The sequence below is a fragment of the Rathayibacter sp. AY1F6 genome (genome assembly GCF_002932035.1).
Classification (GTDB): domain Bacteria; phylum Actinomycetota; class Actinomycetes; order Actinomycetales; family Microbacteriaceae; genus Rathayibacter.
Genome location: NZ_PSVD01000002.1, coordinates 326993 through 347690, shown reverse-complemented (window position 1 = coordinate 347690; position 20698 = coordinate 326993). Strand labels below are relative to the sequence as shown.

Here is a 20698-nt window from a genome sequence, read left to right as displayed (position 1 = left end):
CGGCCGAGCGGGCTGAAGGGAGCGACGGCGTCCATCGTGCTCGCGAAGAGGGCCGCCACTCCGGCGCCGACGGCCACGCCCACGCCGACCGCGACCGCCCCCGTCGGTCCCTCCTCCGCACCGCCCTGATCGGGACGACGACCGCTCTGCTGGCCGTCCTGGTCACGGCGGCGCTCCTGTTCCACGCGTCCGGCGGACGCTGGTTCATCGTGCAGACGCCCTCCATGGGCACGGCCGCCCCGGTCGGCACCCTCGTCCTCACCGAGCCGACGGCACTCGAGGACGTCCGGGTCGGCGACGCGGTCAGCTTCCACCCCACCACCACGCCCGACGAGACCTACACCCACCGGGTCGTCGAGATCGCCGACGACGGCACGCTCCGCACCCAGGGCGACATCAACGGAGCCGTCGATCCGTGGGCCACCGGCCAGGACCAGCTCATCGGAGTCGTCACCACGGCGCTGCCGGTGCTCGGCTGGCTCGTGCGCGGCCTGCCGCTGCTGATCATCGGCGCCGTCCTCGTGCAGCTGCTCACCCGCTTCATCGCCTCGCCCACCCAGCGGGCGTCGATGCGGATCCTCGGCCTCTCGCTCGTCGCGTCCGTCACCGTCTTCGTGCTCCGCCCGCTCGTCGGCATCGTCGTCCTCGAGGCCACGGTCGACAGCGGCACGACGAACGCCACGCTCGTCTCGACGGGCGTCCTCCCCATCCGCGTGAGCGCCGAGGGCGCCGACCCCGTGGACCTGGTCTCCGGACAGGTCGGCCGCCTGCAGATCCCGGCGCACGACGGAGACGCCTACGCCCTCTCCTCCGCTCTGCACCTGCCGTTCTGGGGCTGGGTCCTCTTCGTCCTGCTCTGCGCGATCCCGGTGCTCTACACGGTCTTCGTCGGCCTCCCCGGGGAGCCGGAGCGGACCGCCGAGCGCGGCCGCCGCGCCGCCCGCGAGGAGGAGACGGCATGAGCCGGCACCGCCTCTCCGCCGCCTCACCGGCCGCGCGGCTGCGCACCCTCCTCGCCCGCCCGAGGTCTGTCGTCGCCGCCCTCGCCGCCGCCGCCCTGGCCGCCGTGCTGCTCACCGCCCCGGCCACCTCCGGCGCGTACACCGCCTCGATCCTGAACTCGACCAACACGGTCGGCAGCGCCGCCGCGTTCTTCACCTGCGACGGCGCCCTCGCCGCCGACCGCGGGGCCGCGCTCTTCTCCTACACGCTCGCGCAGCCGAGCGGATCGACGACCGCGCCCGACACGGACTCCGGCCAGTACCCGGGCACCTACCGCTCCACCAGCCTCTTCCCGACCGCGATGGTCAGCTCCGCCGCGACGCCCAAGGCCTGCCCGCGCGACGCGGGCGGCTCGTGGACGCCGAACGGCACCAACCAGTACCTGAGCACGCCGCTGGAGATCAGGAACCCCGGCACCTTCAGCACCGAGATCTGGTTCAAGACCACGAACGCCGGCGGCAAGCTCTTCAGCTTCAGCGCGGGCGCCACCGCTCCCGGCGGCCAGTACGACCGCCACACCTACATCGGTGCCGACGGCAAGCTCGTCTTCGGCGTCTACAACGGCGCTGCGCAGACCATCACGAGCACCCGAGCCGTCAACGACGGGCTCTGGCACCACGTCGTCTCCACGCTCTCGCCGACGGCGGGCATCGCGCTCTGGGTCGACGGCGTGAAGGTCGCCTCGAACAGCACGTACCGCACGGCCGAGAACACGACGGGCACCTGGAAGATCGGATACGACAGCCTGGGCGGCCAGTGGCCGAACGTCGGCTCCTCGTACTTCGGCGGGAGCCTGCGCTACGCCGCGGTGTACTCGACGGTCCTCACGCCGGAGCAGATCCAGACGCACTACGCGGCAGGACGCTGAGCGAACGGCCCGGTCGGCGGCGCCTCCGCAGCCCTAGGGTGAGCGGATGACCGCCCCCGCCCTCTCGCGCCGCGCCCGCTTCCACCAGCGGTTCCTCGTGGAGGAGCGCGTGATGGCCCCGGAGGCGCGCCGCGGCCTCGACCGTGCCGGCTTCGGCCTCATCGGCGTCGGCGTCGTCCTCTTCGCGGCCTCCACCGCGCAGGTCGCGAGCGGCACCGGCCTCACCGTCCTCGATCCGGTCGTCGCCGAGTGGTTCCGCGAGAAGCGCTCCGCCGAGGGCACGGTCGTGATGGACGCGCTCGCCACCGTCTTCGGGCCGGTCTACCTGCCGGTCATCATCCTGGCGGTGCTCGTGCTCTGGTTCGTCCTCGCCCGCCATCTCTGGCGGCCGATCCTCCTGGCCGGAGGCATGCTCGTCGGGATGCTCAGCGTGCAGCTGGCCGCTCACCTCGTGATGCGGATGCGCCCGCCGGTCGAGTACATGCTGCTCGGGCCCGACGGGACCTTCTCGTTCCCCTCCGGCCACGTCACCGGCGTGAGCGACTTCTTCCTGATCACCACGTTCCTCCTCGCCTCCCGCCGCTCCTCCCGGAGCTGGATGATCGGGGGCTTCGCGCTCTCGCTCGGGATGATCGCCGGCCAGATCGTCGCCCGGCTCTACCTCGGCTACCACTGGCTGACCGACACGCTCGCCTCGGTGTCGCTCGCCCTGATCGTGCTCGGCTCGGTGATCGTCATCGACACCCGCCGGACCGCGGTCGTGCGGGGCGACGCGGGCTGACCGGCGGGGCGGCTCCCTCTGCGGCGAGGAGCCGGCCGCGGGAGCAGGCCCTGTCGTCAGCCCCGGTCGGCCGGATCCTCCCCGGTGATGATCGGCACCGGCTCCGTCACGCCGATCGTGCTGACGATCGGGACGATCCCGGTGCGGGTGAACGGCTCCTCCGCGGGAGCCGCCGGCTCGTCGGGCAGCGGCGCGGGGTCGACCGCGGCCGGCGCCGACGGGTCGGACGCCGGGAGGCCGGGTCCGCTGCCCGGCGCCGTGGCGTCCTGCCCTGCGTCCGTCTGCCCCGCTTCTGCGCCGTCGGGGTAGAGGACGTCGGCGGCGAGGGCCTGCTCGATCCCGCGGTCCCGGCGGGTCCGGGCGCGGACCGGCGCCACCGCCCGCACGATCGGGGTGCGCAGGCGGCGGTAGGCGATCCGGCCGAGCGTGACTCCGCCGGCGAGGCCCAGCGCGATCATGCCCGCCTGGAGCAGGAGCTCGATCCCGGCGCTCGGGCCGGCGTTCGAGGTGAGGCCGAGGACGCCGCGGTAGAGGGTGAGGCCGGGCAGGAGGGGGACGATCGCGCACGCGGTCGTCACCACGGCGGGCACCCGCATCCGCTCGGCCAGCATCTCGCCGAGCAGGCCGATCGCCAGCGCCGGGAGGGCGTTGGCCATGAGCGGCGCGAAGCCCGAGGTGGTCAGGGAGTCGGAGACGAGGAACGCGCCGGCTCCGGTGAGGGCGGCGATGAGCGCGGGCCGCGGCGGGGTGTGCGACGAGAGCGCCCAGGCGCCGGCCGCGACCCCGGCGCCGAGCACCTGCACAGCGGCCGGCCAGGGGCGGGCGTAGGAGTCGACCAGCACCAGCTCGACCCCGAGCGAGCGCGCGCCGTCGAGCACCACGGCGATCCCGACGACGATGCCCAGCGTCAGCAGCCCGACCTCGAGCAGTCGGCCGCCCGCCGTGATCGGGAACCCGTTGATCGCGTCGTCCGCCGCTCCCACGAACGAGAGCCCGGCGAGGAGCACGACCACCCCCGACGCGACGACGAGCGCGGGCGGCAGCACCGCCAGCTCCACGGGCAGACGCGGCACGACCGCGAGCAGCACCACCGCCACTCCGGTCGCCAGCGCGGCGCCGGCGATCTGCTGGAAGAAGGCGGGCAGGCCCCAGCGGGCGAGCAGCTGGTTGACCAGGTCGATCGCGGCGGCCGTCGCGGCGGCGAGGAGCACGACGAGGGGTCCGCCCCCGAGCAGGAGCGCGACGCCCGCGGCCATCAGCGCGAGCGTGAGGGTGACGACTCCGCGGCGGTAGCGGTGCGGCTGGACGAGGATCGCGTCGAGCCGGTCGTGCGCGGCCTCGAACTGGTGGCGGGCCTCCTCGCGGGCCTCGGCGGAGTCGACGGCGTCGGCGACCCGCACCTCCGGCGAGCCCTCGGTGATGGCGGTGACGAGCGCCGTCACGCGGGCGAGCCGCTCGTAGTCGGCGCTGCGGGAGGGGACGACGCGCAGCACGCTCACGCTGGGGGAGTCGTCGCCTCCGTCGTGCACGACCAGGATCGACGTGAAGGTGAGGTCGACCTGGCACTCGATGCCGTAGGCGCGGCACACCCGCTGGATCGTCTCGGTCACCTCGGCGGCCGCGGACCCCAGCGAGAGCAGCGTCTCGCCCAGCCGCACGGCCAGCTCGAGCACTCCGCGGACCGTCTGCTCGGCGAGGAGCGCGCGCTGCGCTCGACGGCTCACCGGGGCCGCGGGCCGCTGCCCGCCGAGCTTGCCGACGACCTGCTGCAGAAGACGAGGAGAGCGCACCGTCCAGGGTAGGCACGCGGGGGCCGGTCCGGGGACGGGTTGCGCCGGCTTTCCCGCGGATGTCCGAGCAGCAGTCCTCAGAAGCAGGCGAGCACCCGGGTCGTCAGCCAGAGGGCGGCCTCGAGCTCGGTGTGCAGCTCCCGGCCGAGGGCGAGCCAGCGCTCCTCCGCCTCGGCGCTCCTCCAGCCCTCGAACACGTCGCATCCGGACGCCCAGAGCTCCTGCCAGCGGAGCAGCGGTCCGTGCAGGGCCTCCGGGACGCCGATCGCACCCGGGTCGTCGATCGGGCCGTCGACCGCCCAGAGCGGATACTCCGCGCAGTGGTCCGGGTACAGGCGGAGGTCGGCGAGCCGCCCCTCCCGATCGGCCCGCGCGCGGGCGAGGGTGTCCTCCTCGGTCGCGAACGGCGGGACGATCCACTCGATCTGCGTGACGGGATCGACGACTCGGCGTTCCACGGCTCCTCCTCCGCTCCTCGATGCGCGCACGACGGTAGCAGGGCCGTTCCGCGCCGCATCGGAGGGGGCCTGCCTACACTGGCGAGCGACTGCGTCGGCGAACGGGCGGGCGGGGCGAGGGGTGGGAGCGCATGAGGGTTCACGAGCGCGCGGTGCGGCACGGGCGGCTCCGGCGGCGGTCCGGGGTGCGGACAGTGGTGGTCGGGATCGCGGCGGTGGTCGGCGTCCTCGCCGTCAGCGCCACCTCGCTCGTGGCGATCGCGACGGTGAGCATCAGCCGGAACGTCGCCGACAACGCGGTCGACCTGGGCGTCGCTCCTCCCACCGCCGGGAACGTGCAGATGGGCGCGGTCGAGGGCGGCTTCGACGTCCTGGTGGTCGGCACCGACAACGACGCCACGCAGGGCGACTCCTTCGGCGTCCGCGACGACACGCTCAACGACGTCAACATCCTGCTCCACGTCTCGGCCGACCACCGCAGCGCGACGGTGATCAGCTTCCCGCGCGACCTGATCCTGGACCGTCCCGCGTGCACCGACCCCGAGACGGGCGTCGTCACCGAGGCCGCCGCCGGCGTCCCGCTCAACTCCGCGTTCCAGTACGGCGGGCTCGCCTGCGTCAACGACACCCTGCAGCAGTTCACCGGCCTGACGGTGCCCTACGCCGGCTGGGTGTCCTTCAACGGCGTCATCGAGATGAGCAACGCCGTCGGCGGCGTCCCGATCTGCCTCACGGGTCCGATCCTCGACACCGACTCGGGACTCGACCTGCCCGCCGGCACCTCCACCGTCTCCGGGTCCATGGCCCTCTCGTTCCTCCGCAGCCGCCACGGCGTCGGCGACCAGAGCGACCTCAGCCGCATCTCGTCGCAGCAGCAGTACCTGGCCTCGCTGATGCGCACCGTCCGCTCGGCCGACACCCTCTCGAACATCCCCGCCCTCTACGGACTCGCGCAGGCGACCTCGTCGAACGTGCACCTGTCGACGTCGCTCACGAGCCCGGCGACGATGATCTCGCTCGCCCTCGCGCTGAAGGACGTCGACCTCTCGAAGATGGTGTTCGTGCAGTACCCGGCGCTCGACGACCCGGACTACCCGGGCAAGGTCGTGCCCAACGCCGAGGTCGGGGCCGAGCTCATGAACCGCGTCCTCAACGACCAGCCGGTGACCCTCGCATCCGACGCTCCGGCGGAGGAGGCGCCCGCGGCGGAGGCGCCCGCGGACGGCGGCGCGGCTCCGACGGATCCCGCTCCCGTCGCCGTCGACGCTCCGGGCCAGACCGCGGCGGAGGAGACCTGCGCCGTGCCGTCCGACTGACCCGACGGGTCTCGCGACGGCGAAGGCGCCCGGGCGGTGTGCCCGGGCACCTTCGTCGTCCGCGGTGCGTGGCCGTCTACGCGCGGCGGCGGCGCACCGTCAGGGCGAGACCGCCGAGGATGCCGAAGGCGGCCAGGGCGAGCGGCGCGGTCGTCGAGACGCCGGTCGAGGCGAGGACGGGGCGGTGGCCGCCCGTCTGCGCCGCGGGTCCGGAGCCGGCCGGGTGCCCTGCGGGCCCGGCGCCGACAGGGTGCGCCGTGACCGCGGCGACCGCGGCGGAGCAGTCGGCCTCTCCGGCGATCGGGTCCTCCTCCGTCAGCGTGTAGTCGTAGGAGGTGCTCGCCACGAGACCGCTCGACGTGCCGCGGGCGATGACGCAGTAGATCTCGCTCGCCGGGTCCTGCAGCGGGTACTCGCCGAGGGAGATCAGGCTCCAGCCGAGCCCGTCGACGCCGACCTCGAGGCTCGAGCCGCCGCCCGTGAGCGTCTGGCGCGCACCCGAGGTCGAGAAGACGCCGATCGAGACGGTCTCGTCCGCGCCGAAGCCGAGGAGAGCGCCACCGCTGGTGGGCTGTCCGTCCGCCGGGGCGGGCTCGGGCGAAGCCCCCTGGGGCCAGATCCGGATCGCGGTGCGCGAGGGGACCTGCTCCAGCGACGACGTCACGGAGCGTCCGCTGGTCTCTCCCGTGGCGGTGACGGAGAAGGTGCCCAGCTGGTCCGCCATGGTGTCGGCGTCGAGCAGGACGAAGGCCTCGCCCGAGAGCGGGGTCGGCGCGGGGGGCACGAGGGCGGAGGTGCTGCCGTCGGGCGCGGTGAGCGTGACGGACACGTCCTCGCCGCGGTCGAATCCGCGGAACGAGGCGACGACGCCGTAGATCCGGAACTCTCCGACCTGGATGTCCGCACCGGCCGGGAGCACCCCGCCGTCCTCCCGGTTCTGGAAGACGACGCTCGTGTCGGGCTGCGTCACGGTCAGCTCGACGGCATCGGAGGCGACACGGGCGCCCGAGGCGTCGAGTCCCTCCGCGACGACGGAGATCGTCTCGCCGGGGAGCGGGAGGTGGGGGTCCACCGCGACGCCGTCCGCGTCGGTGGGGAGCCAGTCCTGGAGGCGGAGCTCGCCGGAGGCGGTGATCACGCTGGTGGTGACGGCCTCCTCCGAGGCGCCGTCGCGGAGCACGACGACGGCGACGGTGCCGGGCTGGAAACCGGTCCCGGACACGTTCAGGCCGCCGGCCCAGCCCTCCGCCGAGGGGATCGCGGAGAACGCCGAGCCCGCTTCGTAGGTGGTGCGGTCGAGGGCGATCGCCAGGGGCGACTGCGCGCTCTCGACGGGCGCGGTGGTCGGAGCCGGAGTGGGCGCCGGAGTCGAGGCCGGCTGCGGCGTCGCCGTGGGCTCCGGAGTCGCGGTCGGCTCCGCGGTGGGAGCCGGCTCGGCCGGTGCGGGGCTCGAGGCGGCGTCAGGGACGACCTCGGTGGCCAGGGCGACGGACGGGAACGCGAGCGCCCCCAGCAGTGCCGCAGTGGTGATGATGGTGACGCCGTGGCGTCGTCGCGCAGAACGCACGATTCCTGCTTTCTCCGAGCCGCTGATCGCGGTCGGCTTCCCCATGAGCGGGGGACGATCGCCCCCTGTGGCCGAGTGTGTCCTATGCGGAACCTCAGCCGGTGCCGGATCCTGCAACGATCCGATCACGCCGCGCGGCGCGAGGTGACGGTTCGGTCACGGCCGGGCGCGGCGATTCTGACGGGCCGGTGGTCGTCGCTCTCCGGAGGCTCCTCAGGCCGGCGGCACGACCAGCAGGACCACGCCGATCGCGGCGCTCACCGCGGCGACCACGCACCAGCGCTCCGCCCGGGTTCCCGCGGGTCCGCGCGTCCGCGCCACGGCGCCGAGACCGATCGCGAGCACGGCGATGCCGATCTGCAGGGCCACCGTCGTCCGGATCAGCGCCCACGCCTCGAAGGCGCTCGCTCCGGTCGATCCGGTGGCGAGGAGCGGCACTCCGCCGACGCCCGCCGGGACGAGCAGCAGGCCGGATCCGATCGCCAGCGCCGCGATCAGGTGGGCGAGCACGTCGTCCAGCGCGGTCCGAGGCGGCGCGCCGACCGGCGCGAGGGCGGCGGTGCCGGGCCTGATCGCGACCGTGCGGAGGTGCATGGGGCGAGCGTAGGCCCGGACCGCACCCGAGCGGACCCCCTGCGGAGGCCCCTGTCCGGTGGGCATTCCGGGGGAGGATCGGCGCTGAGCGAGTAGTCGAGGGCCCCGCCCTCCGGTCGCTCGTCGACGCCGTCCGTGCGGCTCGCTTCACGCCCGTCAGTCGCTGCTCCCGGTCCAGGTCCCTTCGATCACCTGGATCAGGTCGTGCCGCTCATCGGGGCCCAGATCCGGTTCGAACTCGACGACGAGCCGGTCCGACCGGTAGACGTCCCTCGTGTTGTACACCGTCGCCTGCCGCGCGAGATCGAGGGAGTGGTAGCGGTGGATCGACGCCCCGGGCCCGTCGACGCCCTCCACGCACCCACGACGATCTCCGCAGGCCTCCCTGCTCGGAGCGGCAGCGCGCTCGAGTCCGTCCAGCTCCGCGCGGGTGACGTCCCGGATCGTGATCCTCGATCTCGAGTCGTCGAGGAGGAGCCCCGCTCCGAAGACGGCGGCTCCGCCGACGACGGCCCCGACGACGAGACCCGCCGCCCCGAAGACGACGGCGGTCCGGCCGACCGTTCCCGTGGCTCTGCTCGTCGCTGTCATGGAGGTCCTCTCTTCGGCCGGCTGCTCGGGCGGACGGCGGAGTGCCACCGCATCCGGAGAACCTCCCAGCGCGCATCGGCGGAGTCAAGAGCGCACACCTCGATGGCAGGAGATGTGGCGCGATCGTCGACGCAGAGGGTGCAGCAGCAGGCTCCGCATCCGCCCGGCGCCTCCGCCTCAGGCGCCGTCTCCGGCAGGATCAGGGGATGCGCCTGCAGACCCTCACCACCGGATCCGGACCGCGACACGTCGGGCTGGTGCACGGCCTCGGCGCGTCGGCGACGACCTGGGGGCCGTTCGTCGAGCGGCTCGTCGCGACCGGCCGCTACACGGTCACGGCCGTCGATCTGCGTGGGCACGGCGCGAGCCCGCGGGCGGAGTCGTACCGGATCGACGACATGGCCGCTGATCTGGTCGAGTCGCTGCCGGCGGGGCTCGACAGCGTGGTCGGCCACTCGCTCGGCGGCGCGGTGCTGCAGCGCGCCGTCGCCGCACTCGCGCCCGGCCGGGCCGTCTACCTCGATCCCGGGTTCGCCCTGTCGCTGCCGACGAGCGGCCTCGCCGGACGGCTGTTCTGGGCGGTGCCGCTCCTGTCGCTCGGCCTCGCTCAGCTCGGACAGGCGCGGGCGGGCGCCGCGGTCCGCGCCGCCTACAGCCCCGAGACCCGCGCGCTCCTCGACGACGCGAAGAAGCGGTTCGACGCGCGGATGGCCGTCGGCGTGTTCCGGGACGTCGCCTTCCACCCGGTCCCGGTCGAGGCGCCGACGGTCCCGTCGACGGTCGTGCTCTCCGACCAGTCGCCGGCGGTGCTGCCGGACGCCCTGGCCGCGCGGCTCGAGCAGCGGGGCTGGCAGGTGCGCCGGCTCCCGGGCGTGCACCACGACATGCAGCTCGAGGACCCGGACAGGACGTTCGCCGCGATCGCGGACGTGCTCTAGCCGCGAGCCCCTCCGCGGGTCGGGCGCCGGTGAGCGGGAATTCCCCGGATGCATCCGTACCCGCGGATCGAGACGGCGGGCGATCCCGGAGGCCCGCCCGCCGTCCTCCTGCGCCCGCCGTCAGCGGACGGTCGTCGCGGCGGTGTCGGTGTTGCTGCGCATCGACGGGTCCGGTGTCCTGACCGAGAACGCGGCGGCGAAGGCGGTCGCGGTGCCGGTGCGCGTGGCCGTGACGGTGATCCTCTCGGTGACGGTCTGCCCGTTCGCGAGACTCGAGCGCGGGAAGATCACGATGCTCCCGATGCGGCTGTACGAGCCCGTGGCGGAGACGAACTGCACGGTCGGGGGGAGGACCACCTTCGAGAAGACGGACGCCGACGTGGAGGGTCCGGCGTTCTTCGTGATGAGCGTGTACGTGAACGTCCTCCCCTTCACCGCGGTGGTCGGAGCGGAGACGTCGACGCGCAGGTCGGCCCTCGTGGTCGCCTTCTGCGGAGAGACGGTCAGCGTGCTCGCCGCCTCGACGGTGCCCGCCGGGTTCACCGCGCGGAGGGTGAAGCCGTACGTCCCCGCGGTGGTCGGGGTGCCGGTGAGGCGGCCTGAGCCGTCGAGGGCGAGCCCGGGAGGCAGAGTGCCCGACACGACGGTGACGACCGGCGCCGGGGATCCGGTCGCCGTGTACGTGAAGTCGTAGGCGGAGCCGACCACGCCGGCCGCGGCCGTCCCCGAGAGGGTCGGAGCGGTCGCCGCCGGTCCGACGGTGAGGGTGTGGGGCGCGCCGGTGGTGGTGCCGAAGGTGGTGCGGGCGGACACGGTGAAGGAGGACGCTCCCTCGACGGTCGGGGTGCCGGAGAGGACGCCCGCGGAGGTGAGGGTCAGGCCGGCCGGGAGGGACCCGGAGGCGAGCTCGAACGTCGACGCGCCGCCGGTGGCGAAGGTGTAGGAGAAGGGCGCTCCGAGAGGCGCCGTCGCCGGAGGGGCGTCGGCCGTGAAGACGGGCCGAGCGCCGAGGGCGAGGCTGTGGAAGCTGCCGCCGGACACGGCGGTGGCGCCGGTGAGTCCCGCCGGCACGGAGGCCTCTCCGAAGCCGTCGTAGCCCCAGGCGGTGACGGTGCCGTCGCGGCGCACAGCGAGGCTGTGGTACCCGCCGGCGGCGACGGCGGTGACGTCCGCGAGGCCGTCGGGGACGTCGGACTGGCCGTCGCTGTCGCTGCCCCAGGCGACGACGGTCCCGTCCGAGCGCAGCGCGAGGCTGTGGGAGGCTCCGGCGGAGACGGCGGTGACGCCGGTGAGTCCCGGGGGCACGTCGGTCTGCCCGAAGGCGTCGTATCCCCAGGCGGTGACGGTGCCGTCGCGGTGCAGCGCGAGGTCGTGGAATCGGCCGGCGGCGATGGCGACGACTCCGCTGAGCCCGTCCGGCACGGTCGCCTGGCCGTAGAAGTCGTATCCCCAGGCGGTGACGGTCCCGTCGCCGTGCAGGGCGAGGTTGTGGTAGCCGCCGGCAGCGATGGCGGTGACGTCGGCGAGCCCGTCCGGCACTGTGGCCTGCCCGTCGCCGTCGTCGCCCCAGGCGGTGACGGTCCCGTCTCTCCGCAGGGCGAGGCTGTGGTTCACGCCGGCGTCGACGGCGACGACGTCGTCCAGAACGGTCGGCACGGTGGCCTGCCCGCTGCTGTCCTCGCCCCAGGCGGCGACGGTGCCGTCGCTGCGCAGGGCGAGGCTGTGGGAGCCGCCCGCGGCGATCGCCGTCGCGTCGGTGAGCCCAGCCGGCGCAGTGACCTGCCCGCTGGAGTCGTCACCCCAGCCGACGACACCGGTCGCAGCGGGAGCCGCGGCGACCGCGGACAGGGGAGCCGTGGTCCCGAGGAGGAGCGCGACGGTCGCCGTCAGCGCGAGCAGGCCGAGCGCCGGCCGAGGCCTCGTCCTCCGCTCAGGGGTCGAGCGGGCCGTACCGGCGTCCGGGTCGGTCGGGCGGGAGGCGGAGGGAGAGCGCATGCTGGAGCCTTCGATCGGGTCGACCGTGGGCGGCCGTCTCCGAACAGTGGCACCCGGTCCCACCGCCGACAACAGCCTCTAGCGGACATGTCCGCAACAGGGCAGGGGCCGGTGCGCGGAGGACGCGGTGGCCTCGTCTCGTCCCCCGCGGAGCATCCCCCACCGGTGCCCGGGGGCGGTCCCGCCGGATCGCGCGCAGGCGTCTCGCGCGGACCGATCGCGGCGAGACGTTCTCCTCCCGGCCACCCGTGCCGGACGGCCCGGCCCCTACCGTGGCCGCATGACAGCAGCGGAGTCAGGACGTCCCGGAGCCCGAGAGCGGAGCTCGAGCCGGATCCTCGTGGCCGGCGCCCTGCTGCTCGCCTCGGCCGGGCTGCAGCAGCTCGCAGCCGTCCAGCGCTGGGCCGTCGCCGGACCGATCCTGGGCGAGCAGGCGATCGAGGACCACCGGTACGACTACTCGTGGCCCGCCGATCCGTGGGAGAACGTCGGATCGGCAGCGCAGCTGCTCGGGATCGGGCACCTCCTCGTCGCTCTCGCCGTCCTCGCCGCGGTCGGTCCGGGACGGCGGCGCCCGGTCGCGGTGATGCGGACCGTGGTCGCCGCGGCGTTCGGCTGCCTCGGCCTGCACGCGGTCCTGTCCGGGATCCTCGGCGCACCGACGATCCTGCAGGCGATGCTCCCGGCGGTCGTGCTGGGACTGGTCGCGCCCACCGCTCTTCTCGCGCTCGCGGTCCTCGTGGCGAGGACGTCGCCCCTCCGCGCCGCGTCGTTCGTCCTCCTGATCGGATCGACGCTGCCCGGCTACCTCGTCGCGACGTTCGCGATCGCTCCCGCGCTCGTCGGCTCCCAGTCGTACGACACCACGCCCTGGACGGAGTCGGTCGTCGCCGCCTCGGTGGCGCTCGCCGGGGCGCCGCTCCTGCTCGAAGCGCTGATCCGCTCGATCGTGCATCGCGCGGGGGCCGTGCCGCGTCGCGAGTCGCCGGGAGCCGACGCGTCCTGATCGAAAGGCGGGCTCACCCGGCCCGCTCGGTCGTGCCGATCCCCCCGGACGCGAGGAAGGGCCGCCCCGAGGGACGGCCCTTCCCGCGACTCCGTCGGCCCGCGCTCCTCCAGAGGAGCCGGGCCGACGAGTGCTCAGTGCTGGCGGATCTTGTCGATCAGCTTCCCGCCGAGGTCCTTGACCTTGTCGGTGATGGGGGTGCTCGACTTCGGCCGCTCGGTGACGGTGAACGGCAGGGTGATCGCCTTGCCGGTCTGGTCGCCGGTCACCGTGACGCTGTAGTCGCCGGGCGTGGTGGGCGCCTTCGCCGTGACGGTGAGGCCGCCACCGGCGAGGTCGCGGGTCGCGGTGCGGTCCGTGAACAGGGGCGCGGAGCCGATCAGCTGCGTGTCGCCGTTGAAGCCCTTCGCGGTGAGGGTGACGTCGGCTCCGGGGGCGAACGACGAGCCGGAGAGCTCGGCGGTGGCTCCGAAGCTCATCGAGCGGATGTCGCGGTCCACTCCGAGCGTGTTCGTGATGGTGAAGAACGTGTCGGTCTGGTCGGTGAGCCCGGCGACGTTCGCCGCGCCCGGCCCGTAGGCGGCGATGCGCAGCTGCGTTCCGGTGTGCTGCTGCGATCCGCCCTCGGCGGCCGTGCCGTACGACACCTTCATGGTGCTGCCGTCGGCGGTCTTCAGCGCGGTGCTGAGCGAGGTCGGCGGGGTCGAGTCGACGATCTGGCTGGAGTGGGCGTGGTCGGCGGTGACGATGACGAGGGTGTTCCCGTCCGCCTCGGCGAACGCGAGCGCGGCCTGGACGGCCTCGTCGAGGTCGACGGTCTCGCCGATCTGGCCGCACGCGTTCGCGGCGTGGTCCTGCTTGTCGATGCTCGCGCCCTCGACCTGGAGGAAGAAGCCCTTGTCGCCGGTGTCGAGGAGGTCGATCGCCTTCTCGGTCAGGGAGCGGAGCGTCGGCTGCTCGGCCGGACGGTCGGGGTTCGCGACGCAGGTCTGCGGGGCGGCGTCCGCTCCGCCGACCGTCGCCGGGGTGGGCGCGTAGCGGACGGGCAGGTTGCCGGAGTTGAACAGTCCGAGCACGGGCGCGTCCTGGTCGGCGACGGTCAGCGCGTCGAGCTGCGCGGCGGTGGCGGGAGTCGTGGCGTCCCCGAGCACCTGGAAGCCGCGCTCCGCGGCCTGCTGGAACAGCGGCTCGCCGCTCCAGTCGCCGGCGCGGGCGACCTGCGCGAAGCTGGCCGACCCTCCGCCGAGGGTCAGGTCGGCGCGGGTGTCGAGGATCTGCTCGCTGATCGAGCCGAGTCCGCCGTTCTCCAGCGCGTCGTCGCCGCAGCTCGCGCTGTCGGGTCCGTAGCAGCTGCGGGCGTCGACGTGAGCGGCCTGCACGGCCGGGGTGGCGTCCTGGATCTCGGCGGTGGTGACGTTGCCGGTCTTCAGGCCGTTCGCCTTCGCGATCTCGAGGAGGGTGTCCTTGCGCTGCTGGTCGATGTCGACCGAGATGGCGTTGTCGTAGGTCTTGGTGCCGGTGGCCCAGGCGCTGCCGGTGGCGGCGGAGTCGGGCACGTAGTCCGGGGCGCCCTTGACGGCGCCCGTCGCCGGGTCGTCCGCGCGGTAGAGCGAGTAGGTCGTGTACTGGCCGGTGATCGGCAGGGCGTCGATCCCGGGGAAGCGGCCGGCCGCTCCGTACTGGTAGTTGCGGGCGACGGTGATCTCCGAATCGCCCATGCCGTCCCCGATGAGGAGGATGACGTTCTTCGCGTCCTGCTCCTTCACCGCTGCGCGCAGCGAGTCGGAGAGGTCGGCGTCGACCGGGGAGATGCGGGCGGCTCCGCCGGTGGCGGAGAGGTCGGCGGCACCGACGGCAGTGGCGGCGCCGGGTGCGGCCAGGGCGGCGGCGCAGACCAGAGCAGCGGCCGAGAGGGCCAGAGCGGAGCGTCCGCGGTTCGCGGAGCGGAACAGTCGTGTCACGTCGTGGACTCCTTGAGAGGTGAGACCCCGGAAAGGGGCACGCTCATCTCACTCCTCATCGCCGCGTCGGTGGGTGAACGGTGATGCATAGCTGAGTGAACTTTCCGATGAGGGCTCTCGGCCCCGGCGGCCCGCCGGAGCGTCCTGCCGACCGGCGCCCCTGCCGACCGGCGCTCACCGGGAGCGTCGGTCGGCAGGGGCGCGGTCGCCGGGAGCCTTTCGGGTCAGCGCTGGACGAGCGGAACGGCGATGTCCGTGACGTTCGCCCCGATGGCGCCGAGCGGAGTCGCCGTGCCGTTCAGCAGTCCGATCTCGTAGAGCGACCCGTTGACGGCGGCGAGGCCGACCGAGCCGATGGAGCTGCCGTTGCGGAGGACGGAGTAGATGTCGAAGCCGGTCGCACCCGCTGCGTCGAGGCCGAGCTTCCCGGTCGGCGCCAGGGTGCCGGCGTTGGCCGGGGACTGGATGGCGATCTGGTCGAGGGCCGTGTCGAGGACGAACAGGGTGGTCGCGCTGTTCGCGTCGAGGTCGTTGTTCGTGTACGCGGCCCCGGCGACACCGGTGGCCACGGCGGGCGCGGCGTAGCTGAGCGTGCCGTCGGCGACCGTCGCGGCGCCCGCGGTGGCGAACGGCTGACGGAGGTTCTGGCCCGTGTCGCTGACCACGCGCAGCGCGTTGGCGGCGGGGTTGAAGTCGACGCCGAAGGAGGTGCCGCTCAGCGCCACGGTGAGACGGGTCACCTGAGTGGCCACGCCGGTGGACGGGTTGATGGAGTAGACGCCGGCGCTCGCCGCGTTGTCGCCGACGCCGTAGAGGGCGCCGTCCTGGACCCGGTAGTCGATGCCGACGAGCGCGGTGTCGCCGCCGGTGAGGCCGGTGACGGCGACGCGGTTCGTGACCTTGCCGGGCTTGGTCGGGTTGAACTGCACGAGCTTCGTGCCGCCGTCGGAGAGTCCGACGACCCGCAGCTTCGCCGCCACGGAGCGGACCGCGTTGATCAGGTTCCTGTCCGACGCGCTGCTGGAGTCGCTGGTCGCCGCGGCGGGAGCGACGCTGCTCGCACCGGCGAGCACGGGTGCCACCGCCATCACGCCCGCGACGGCGACAGCTGCGATACCGACTCTGATGTTCCTGGTCATCGTGCACTCCTCGAGACTTGCGGTCGCCGGAGATCGGCGGCTCGGAGGGGGATACCGTCCGGAGCGCGCGAGCGTTCATCCGATCCGGAGATCCGTGCCCCGTCACTCCAGAGAGCCGTCGGCGAACCGGCGGAGCGCGGCCGCGTAGCGGTCCGGGTCCCGGTGGTCGCTGTCGGTCAGGAGCAGCACCGAGCCGGAGACGGCGCGCGTGTACTCGCCGCGGCAGGGGAGGGTGACCACCGTCGTCAGTCCGGCCTCCCAGGCGGGGACGAGGGAGCCGAGGCAGCGCCGCTCGGGGGCGGCGTCCAGAGGGACGTCCCGTGCGTCCATCCGGGCGGACCGCAGCTCGTCGTGCCAGGCGCGGAAAGGCGCTCCGAGGGAGTCGTCGCCGAAGCGCTCCCGCCAGCCGGGGCCGCGCGCGAGGTCGAGGAGGCGTGCGCGCTCGGGGGATCCGTCGGCGGTGCTGGAGAGCTGCCGGAGGAGCGGGCCGGTCTCGACCGCCAGATGCTCGACGCAGTCCTGCCACAGCTGAGGCCAGGCGCGCTGCTCGTCGGCGCCGGGCTCCGCCGACCCGACCCGTTCCGGGGACCGCTCGAGCGGCGGCGGCCCGTCGCCCGCCGGAGTGAAGCCCCACGCTTCGCGGATCCAGAGGAGCTCGAGCAGCGCCGCGGGGTTGTCCTCGACCGTGATGACCATCTCCGACGGCCAGGGGTCGCCGGGAAGAGGACGGGATGCGCGCATGAGAGGAGCTCCTTCCGAGGGGATGAGGTCGGATCGTGCCGGAGAAGGCTCCAGGGAGGCTGGACTCGCGTCGGCCGACGCGCCACTCCTCCGGGCGCCCAGCGGCGTCGCCGGTGATCCTCCTCGCCGGCGGTCGAGGACGGCGCCGAGCGCCTCCCGAATGTCGGTGCCCCCGACCTACACTCGGACGCGTTCGAACACACGTTCGATGCGATGAGGAGGGAGCCGACCATGAGCGTGACCGTCGTGGAGCGCATCGCGACTCCGGCCTCGGACGCCGTCGCCGTCACCTTCCTCGTCACCAGCGAGGCCGTGGCGGCGGGATTCCCGTCGCCGGCGCAGGACTACTTCGACGGGTCCCTCGACCTCAACGACCACCTGATCCGCGACAAGACGTCGACGTTCATCGTCCGCGTCTCGGGCGAGAGCATGGTCGGCGCGGGCATCAGCGACGGCGACGAGCTCGTGGTCGACCGGTCGATCACGCCGACGCACGGGAGCGTGGTCATCGCGATCCTCGACGGCGAGCTGACCGTCAAGCGCCTCGAGCTGCACCCCGGGGGAGTGGTGCTGCGGGCCGAGAACCCGGAGTACCCGCCGATCCACGTCGCCGAGCTGAGCGACCTCCAGGTGTGGGGCGTCGTCACCGTCTGCCTCCACCGGCTGCACCGTGCGCTCTGAACGGCGCATCGCCCTGGTCGACGTGAACTCGTTCTACGTCTCCTGCGAGCGGCTGTTCGACCCCAAGCTCGCCGGCCGGCCCGTTGTCGTCCTCTCGAACAACGACGGCTGCGTGGTCGCGCGCTCCGACGAGGTGAAGCAGCTCGGGATCGAGAACGGCACGCCCTGGTTCCAGATCGAGCCGCTCATCCGCTCCGGTCGCCTCCCGGAAGTGATCGCCCGATCGAGCAACTACGAGCTGTACGGCGAGCTGTCCGCGCGCGTCATGGAGCTGCTGGGCCGCTACTCCGCCTGGCAGGAGGTGTACTCGATCGACGAGTCCTTCCTCGGCGTCGACGGCGACGTGGCGGAGCGGGCGAAGATCGGCCGGGAGATGCGGGCGGCCGTCGCGAAGAACGTCGGGCTGCCCGTCTGCGTCGGCTTCGGACCGAGCAAGACTCTCGCGAAGTTCGTCAACAAGGGCGGAGCGAAGAAGCACCCGCGCCTGGGGGGCGTCTGCGACACGGACTGGTACACGCCCGAGCAGCTCGACGCGCTCATGGCCTCGCAGCACGTCACCGAGCTGTGGGGAGTCGCCGGCCGCACAGGGAAGCGCCTCGCGGAGCTGTCCATCCACACCGTCCGCGACCTCCGCGACGCGGACCCCGCGCTGATCCGCAAGAAGTTCTCGGTCGTCCTGCAGCGCTCCGTCTACGAGCTGCGCGGCGTCGACTGCATCCCACTCGAGGCCGCTCGCACCGTCCGCGACCAGCTGATCTTCTCCCGGTCGTTCGCCACTCCCGTGACGACGATCAGCGACATGGAGCAGGTGCTCTCCGTCTACGCGCAGCGCGCCGCCCACCGCCTCCGCGCGCAGGAGTCGGTCACCAGGACGATGAGCGTGTTCGCGTCGACGTCGCCGTTCGCGGACGCGCCCTACGAGTCCGCCGGCGGCCTGGCCGGCTTCCCCGTCCCCACGGACGACCCGGTGGCGATGGTGAGGGCCGCGATCGGCACCCTGCGCCCGCGGCTGCGGGAGGGCGCGCGCTACGTGCGGGCCGGCGTCATCCTCACGAACCTGTCGCCCCGGAACTCCCACGCGCTGCTCGAGATCTTCGACACCGCCTTCGACACGAAGGGCCTCGGCGCCACCATCGACGCCGTGACCAAGCGCCACGGCCGGTCCGCGGTCGGCCTCGGGCTGGCAGGCATCCGCACGGGGCCGGTGTGGACGATGAAGCGCGACGCCCTCTCGCTCCGGGCGACGACGCACTGGGGCGAGCTGGCGACGGCCCACGCGCGGTGAGCCCGCCGGCGGGGAGATCGGGTCATCCGACGCGTAGGCGCCCGGGGCGCTCTCGGGCAGGCTCGTCGCCATCGACGAGTGTCGGTGCGGGGACGGCGGGAGGACCCATGGCCGAGAGCTGGCAGGACGCGTCGGTGCGGGGCGTCGCGATGATCGAGAACGAGCTGGTCGTGCGCGACTTCCTCGAGGTGTGGAGCGCTCGCGACAGCCGCCAGCTCATCCCGTTCCTGCATCCGGAGGTCGTCTACAGCGCGTCGAGTTCGCAGGAGATCGCGGGGCGGGCGCGGGTCCTCGAGATGTGCGACGAGGTCCACCGGGCGTTCACCGAGATCCGGATCGCCCTCGTCACGATCGCCGTCGCCGGCAGCGTCGTCCTCACCGAGCACGCCCTGCACCTCCGCTCGGACACGGGGGAGGGCCACTGGCTCCGCTGCTTCGGGAGCTACGAGCTCCGCGGCGAGCAGATCGTCACCTGGCGGCAGCTCCATGGGTGAGGGCCGCGCGTGACGGCGGTGACCGGCCCCGCGCGCCTCAGGCTCGCCCTGGTGCTGCTGGCCATCGCCTCGGGCGCGACCGACGCGTTCGCGTTCCTCCTGCTCGGCGGCATCTTCACCGCGAACATGACGGGCAACCTGGTGCTGCTGGGGCTGTACCCCCGCTCCGCCTGGCTGACGACCGCGGCCGGAGCGGTCACGGCGATCGTCTTCTTCGCCGGAGCGGTCTACGCCGGGTTCCGCACGACCCGGGCGCGCACGCCGTCGACCGGCGACGGGAGACGTCCGCTCCGCGCGATCGCACTCGTGGGGGTCGTCCTGCAGCTCGCCGTCGCGGTCGCCTGGCCGACGGTGCAGGGCGGCACGTCGCTGCTCGTGGACTGCGCGTTCATCGCGACCAGCGCGGCGGCGCTGGGGCTGCAGACCGTGCTCGCGAAGCGGATCTCCGGCGCCGCCGGCCTGACGACCACGTTCGTCACGGGCACGCTCACGAGCCTGATGCAGGAGCTCGCCGAGCGCTCGTCCGGGTCGAGGACCCTCCAGGCGCTCATCGTCGCGAGCCTCGCGGTCGGAGCCGTCGTCGGAGCGGCGACCGTGACGCTCGCTCCGGCCTGGGCCCCGACGCCGGCCCTGGTGCTCTCGGCGGTCGCCGTCGTGCTTCTCTTCGCGCACCGCGCGCGAGCCGTGCCCGCGGGAGCGGAGCCCGGGGCCCCGCGTCCCGCGTGACCGGGATCAGGCGTCGAGCGCCCACTTCGGCCGGACCCAGTGGCAGGTGTAGCCGCCGGGGTGCTTGCGCAGGTAGTCCTGGTGCTCCTCCTCGGCGTCCCAGAACTCGCCGGCGGGCTCGACCTCGGTGACGACCGGTCCGGGCCAGCGGCCCGACGCGTCGATCTCGGTGATCGTCTGGCGCGCGACCCTCTCCTGGTCAGGCGAGAGGAAGAGGATCACGGAGCGGTAGGCCGTGCCGATGTCGTTGCCCTGACGGTTCTTCGTCGTCGGGTCGTGCACCTGGAAGAAGAACTCGAGCAGGTCGCGGTAGGAGAGCTGCTCGGGATCGAACTCGATCTCGACCGCCTCCGCGTGGTCGCCGTGGTGGCGGTAGGTCGCGTTCGGCGTGCTGCCGCCGGCGTACCCGGCGCGGGTGCTGAAGACGCCCGGCATGTCGCGGATGAGCTCCTGGAGCCCCCAGAAGCATCCGCCCGCGAGGATCGCGCGCTCCTCGGCCATCAGACGCCTGCCTTCGTGTCGTGCGCGGACTCGCGCGGAGAGATCATCATGCGGGCAAGTCCATCACGACCGGGGACGTCGCGGCGAGCGTCGGACGACTCTCGGAGCAGACCGTCGGCGGGGGAGCCGAGCGTGTCCCGGCCGAGCGCTCCGTCACTGCGATCGGTACGCCGCCGGAGATGCACCGGTGGGAACGAGTCATCTGACCGGGTCGCTCCGGGGGCCCCCGTTCCTACGCTCGTCGGTACAACCGAGGAGAGAGCG

At 73.4% G+C, this 20698-nt stretch carries 20 protein-coding genes; 10 read left to right on the top strand and 10 right to left on the bottom strand.

What is annotated here, in order from left to right; genetic code table 11:
• The 3 genes from C5C44_RS16925 to C5C44_RS03740 form a co-directional block, all read left to right on the top strand.
• A partial coding sequence (locus C5C44_RS16925; RefSeq protein ID WP_104335321.1) for a S26 family signal peptidase occupies window positions 1-962 on the top strand: 962 nt, incomplete at its 5' end.
• On the top strand, window positions 959-1870 hold the full coding sequence (locus C5C44_RS03745) for a LamG domain-containing protein (protein WP_104335320.1): 912 nt from the start codon (window positions 959-961) through the stop codon (window positions 1868-1870). The genes C5C44_RS16925 and C5C44_RS03745, both read left to right, overlap by 4 nt.
• Window positions 1871-1916: 46 nt before the next feature.
• Window positions 1917-2651: a phosphatase PAP2 family protein gene (locus C5C44_RS03740; RefSeq protein ID WP_104335319.1), complete on the top strand. Its 735-nt coding sequence runs from the start codon at window positions 1917-1919 to the stop codon at window positions 2649-2651.
• A 56-nt stretch (window positions 2652-2707) separates the two neighbouring features.
• Here C5C44_RS03740 and C5C44_RS03735 read toward each other — a convergent pair whose 3' ends face one another.
• Together C5C44_RS03735 and C5C44_RS16920 are read right to left on the bottom strand one after the other, a co-directional pair.
• On the bottom strand, window positions 2708-4441 hold the full coding sequence (locus tag C5C44_RS03735) for a threonine/serine exporter ThrE family protein (protein ID WP_181132691.1): 1734 nt from the start codon (window positions 4439-4441) through the stop codon (window positions 2708-2710).
• A gap of 77 nt (window positions 4442-4518) precedes the next feature.
• Complete coding sequence (locus C5C44_RS16920; protein ID WP_104324363.1) at window positions 4519-4899, bottom strand: hypothetical protein; 381 nt, start codon at window positions 4897-4899, stop codon at window positions 4519-4521.
• A gap of 131 nt (window positions 4900-5030) precedes the next feature.
• Between C5C44_RS16920 and C5C44_RS03725 the strand changes: the two genes are divergently transcribed.
• Window positions 5031-6215: an LCP family protein gene (locus C5C44_RS03725; protein WP_104234001.1), complete on the top strand. Its 1185-nt coding sequence runs from the start codon at window positions 5031-5033 to the stop codon at window positions 6213-6215.
• A gap of 76 nt (window positions 6216-6291) precedes the next feature.
• Here C5C44_RS03725 and C5C44_RS16915 read toward each other — a convergent pair whose 3' ends face one another.
• The 3 genes from C5C44_RS16915 to C5C44_RS03710 all read right to left on the bottom strand — a co-directional run bounded on the left by C5C44_RS16915 (window position 6292) and on the right by C5C44_RS03710 (window position 8967).
• Window positions 6292-7827, bottom strand: coding sequence for a hypothetical protein (locus C5C44_RS16915; protein ID WP_104335316.1), 1536 nt, complete (start codon window positions 7825-7827; stop codon window positions 6292-6294).
• Between the two features lie 168 nt (window positions 7828-7995).
• Window positions 7996-8376 carry a hypothetical protein gene (locus C5C44_RS03715; RefSeq protein ID WP_104262235.1) on the bottom strand — a complete coding sequence of 127 codons (381 nt, stop codon included), beginning with the start codon at window positions 8374-8376 and terminating at the stop codon, window positions 7996-7998.
• Between the two features lie 156 nt (window positions 8377-8532).
• Complete coding sequence (locus C5C44_RS03710) at window positions 8533-8967, bottom strand: hypothetical protein (protein WP_104226555.1); 435 nt, start codon at window positions 8965-8967, stop codon at window positions 8533-8535.
• A 206-nt stretch (window positions 8968-9173) separates the two neighbouring features.
• Between C5C44_RS03710 and C5C44_RS03705 the strand changes: the two genes are divergently transcribed.
• Window positions 9174-9905 (top strand): alpha/beta fold hydrolase, encoded by a 732-nt coding sequence (locus tag C5C44_RS03705; RefSeq protein ID WP_104226554.1) that lies wholly within the window; start codon window positions 9174-9176, stop codon window positions 9903-9905.
• Window positions 9906-10025: 120 nt separating this feature from the next.
• Here the strand turns inward: C5C44_RS03705 and C5C44_RS03700 are convergent, their stop codons facing one another.
• Window positions 10026-11900, bottom strand: a complete 1875-nt coding sequence (locus C5C44_RS03700) for a DUF11 domain-containing protein (protein WP_104335315.1) — start codon at window positions 11898-11900, stop codon at window positions 10026-10028.
• 280 nt (window positions 11901-12180) lie between these two features.
• Here C5C44_RS03700 and C5C44_RS03695 point away from each other — a divergent pair, with 280 nt between their 5' ends.
• Window positions 12181-12906: a hypothetical protein gene (locus C5C44_RS03695; protein ID WP_146081503.1), complete on the top strand. Its 726-nt coding sequence runs from the start codon at window positions 12181-12183 to the stop codon at window positions 12904-12906.
• A 134-nt stretch (window positions 12907-13040) separates the two neighbouring features.
• On the opposite strand, the gene phoA is transcribed toward C5C44_RS03695, so the two are convergent.
• The 3 genes from phoA to C5C44_RS03680 form a co-directional block, all read right to left on the bottom strand.
• Window positions 13041-14867 carry an alkaline phosphatase gene (phoA, locus tag C5C44_RS03690; protein WP_308471034.1) on the bottom strand — a complete coding sequence of 609 codons (1827 nt, stop codon included), beginning with the start codon at window positions 14865-14867 and terminating at the stop codon, window positions 13041-13043.
• Window positions 14868-15091: 224 nt separating this feature from the next.
• Window positions 15092-16006, bottom strand: coding sequence for a DUF4394 domain-containing protein (locus C5C44_RS03685; RefSeq protein WP_219812287.1), 915 nt, complete (start codon window positions 16004-16006; stop codon window positions 15092-15094).
• Between the two features lie 102 nt (window positions 16007-16108).
• Window positions 16109-16747: a hypothetical protein gene (locus C5C44_RS03680; RefSeq protein ID WP_104226551.1), complete on the bottom strand. Its 639-nt coding sequence runs from the start codon at window positions 16745-16747 to the stop codon at window positions 16109-16111.
• Between the two features lie 231 nt (window positions 16748-16978).
• Between C5C44_RS03680 and C5C44_RS03675 the strand changes: the two genes are divergently transcribed.
• From C5C44_RS03675 to C5C44_RS03660, 4 genes are all read left to right on the top strand, one after another.
• On the top strand, window positions 16979-17428 hold the full coding sequence (locus C5C44_RS03675; protein WP_104223301.1) for a LexA family transcriptional regulator: 450 nt from the start codon (window positions 16979-16981) through the stop codon (window positions 17426-17428).
• Window positions 17418-18713, top strand: coding sequence for a Y-family DNA polymerase (locus C5C44_RS03670; protein WP_104226550.1), 1296 nt, complete (start codon window positions 17418-17420; stop codon window positions 18711-18713). Before C5C44_RS03675 ends, C5C44_RS03670 begins: the two co-directional genes overlap by 11 nt.
• A 107-nt stretch (window positions 18714-18820) precedes the next feature.
• Window positions 18821-19207, top strand: a complete 387-nt coding sequence (locus C5C44_RS03665) for a nuclear transport factor 2 family protein (protein ID WP_104247117.1) — start codon at window positions 18821-18823, stop codon at window positions 19205-19207.
• Between the two features lie 9 nt (window positions 19208-19216).
• Window positions 19217-19933, top strand: a complete 717-nt coding sequence (locus C5C44_RS03660; RefSeq protein ID WP_104226548.1) for a YoaK family protein — start codon at window positions 19217-19219, stop codon at window positions 19931-19933.
• A gap of 6 nt (window positions 19934-19939) precedes the next feature.
• Here the strand turns inward: C5C44_RS03660 and msrA are convergent, their stop codons facing one another.
• Entirely contained in the window at window positions 19940-20434 is a 495-nt protein-coding gene (msrA, locus tag C5C44_RS03655) for a peptide-methionine (S)-S-oxide reductase MsrA (protein ID WP_104335314.1), read from the bottom strand.
• Window positions 20435-20698 lie beyond the last annotated feature (264 nt).

What these genes read in the sequence shown, in the direction of transcription:
- C5C44_RS03695 (WP_146081503.1), top strand. Translation starts at nt 12,181, where the DNA reads ATGACAGCAGCGGAGTCAGGACGTCCCGGAGCCCGAGAGCGGAGCTCG.
- C5C44_RS16915 (WP_104335316.1), bottom strand. Translation starts at nt 7,827, where the DNA reads ATGGGGAAGCCGACCGCGATCAGCGGCTCGGAGAAAGCAGGAATCGTG.
- C5C44_RS03740 (WP_104335319.1), top strand. Translation starts at nt 1,917, where the DNA reads ATGACCGCCCCCGCCCTCTCGCGCCGCGCCCGCTTCCACCAGCGGTTC.
- C5C44_RS03745 (WP_104335320.1), top strand. Translation starts at nt 959, where the DNA reads ATGAGCCGGCACCGCCTCTCCGCCGCCTCACCGGCCGCGCGGCTGCGC.
- C5C44_RS03710 (WP_104226555.1), bottom strand. Translation starts at nt 8,967, where the DNA reads ATGACAGCGACGAGCAGAGCCACGGGAACGGTCGGCCGGACCGCCGTC.
- C5C44_RS03725 (WP_104234001.1), top strand. Translation starts at nt 5,031, where the DNA reads ATGAGGGTTCACGAGCGCGCGGTGCGGCACGGGCGGCTCCGGCGGCGG.
- C5C44_RS03700 (WP_104335315.1), bottom strand. Translation starts at nt 11,900, where the DNA reads ATGCGCTCTCCCTCCGCCTCCCGCCCGACCGACCCGGACGCCGGTACG.
- C5C44_RS03665 (WP_104247117.1), top strand. Translation starts at nt 18,821, where the DNA reads ATGGCCGAGAGCTGGCAGGACGCGTCGGTGCGGGGCGTCGCGATGATC.
- C5C44_RS03715 (WP_104262235.1), bottom strand. Translation starts at nt 8,376, where the DNA reads ATGCACCTCCGCACGGTCGCGATCAGGCCCGGCACCGCCGCCCTCGCG.
- C5C44_RS03675 (WP_104223301.1), top strand. Translation starts at nt 16,979, where the DNA reads ATGAGCGTGACCGTCGTGGAGCGCATCGCGACTCCGGCCTCGGACGCC.
- C5C44_RS03705 (WP_104226554.1), top strand. Translation starts at nt 9,174, where the DNA reads ATGCGCCTGCAGACCCTCACCACCGGATCCGGACCGCGACACGTCGGG.
- msrA (WP_104335314.1), bottom strand. Translation starts at nt 20,434, where the DNA reads ATGGCCGAGGAGCGCGCGATCCTCGCGGGCGGATGCTTCTGGGGGCTC.
- C5C44_RS03680 (WP_104226551.1), bottom strand. Translation starts at nt 16,747, where the DNA reads ATGCGCGCATCCCGTCCTCTTCCCGGCGACCCCTGGCCGTCGGAGATG.
- C5C44_RS03685 (WP_219812287.1), bottom strand. Translation starts at nt 16,006, where the DNA reads ATGACCAGGAACATCAGAGTCGGTATCGCAGCTGTCGCCGTCGCGGGC.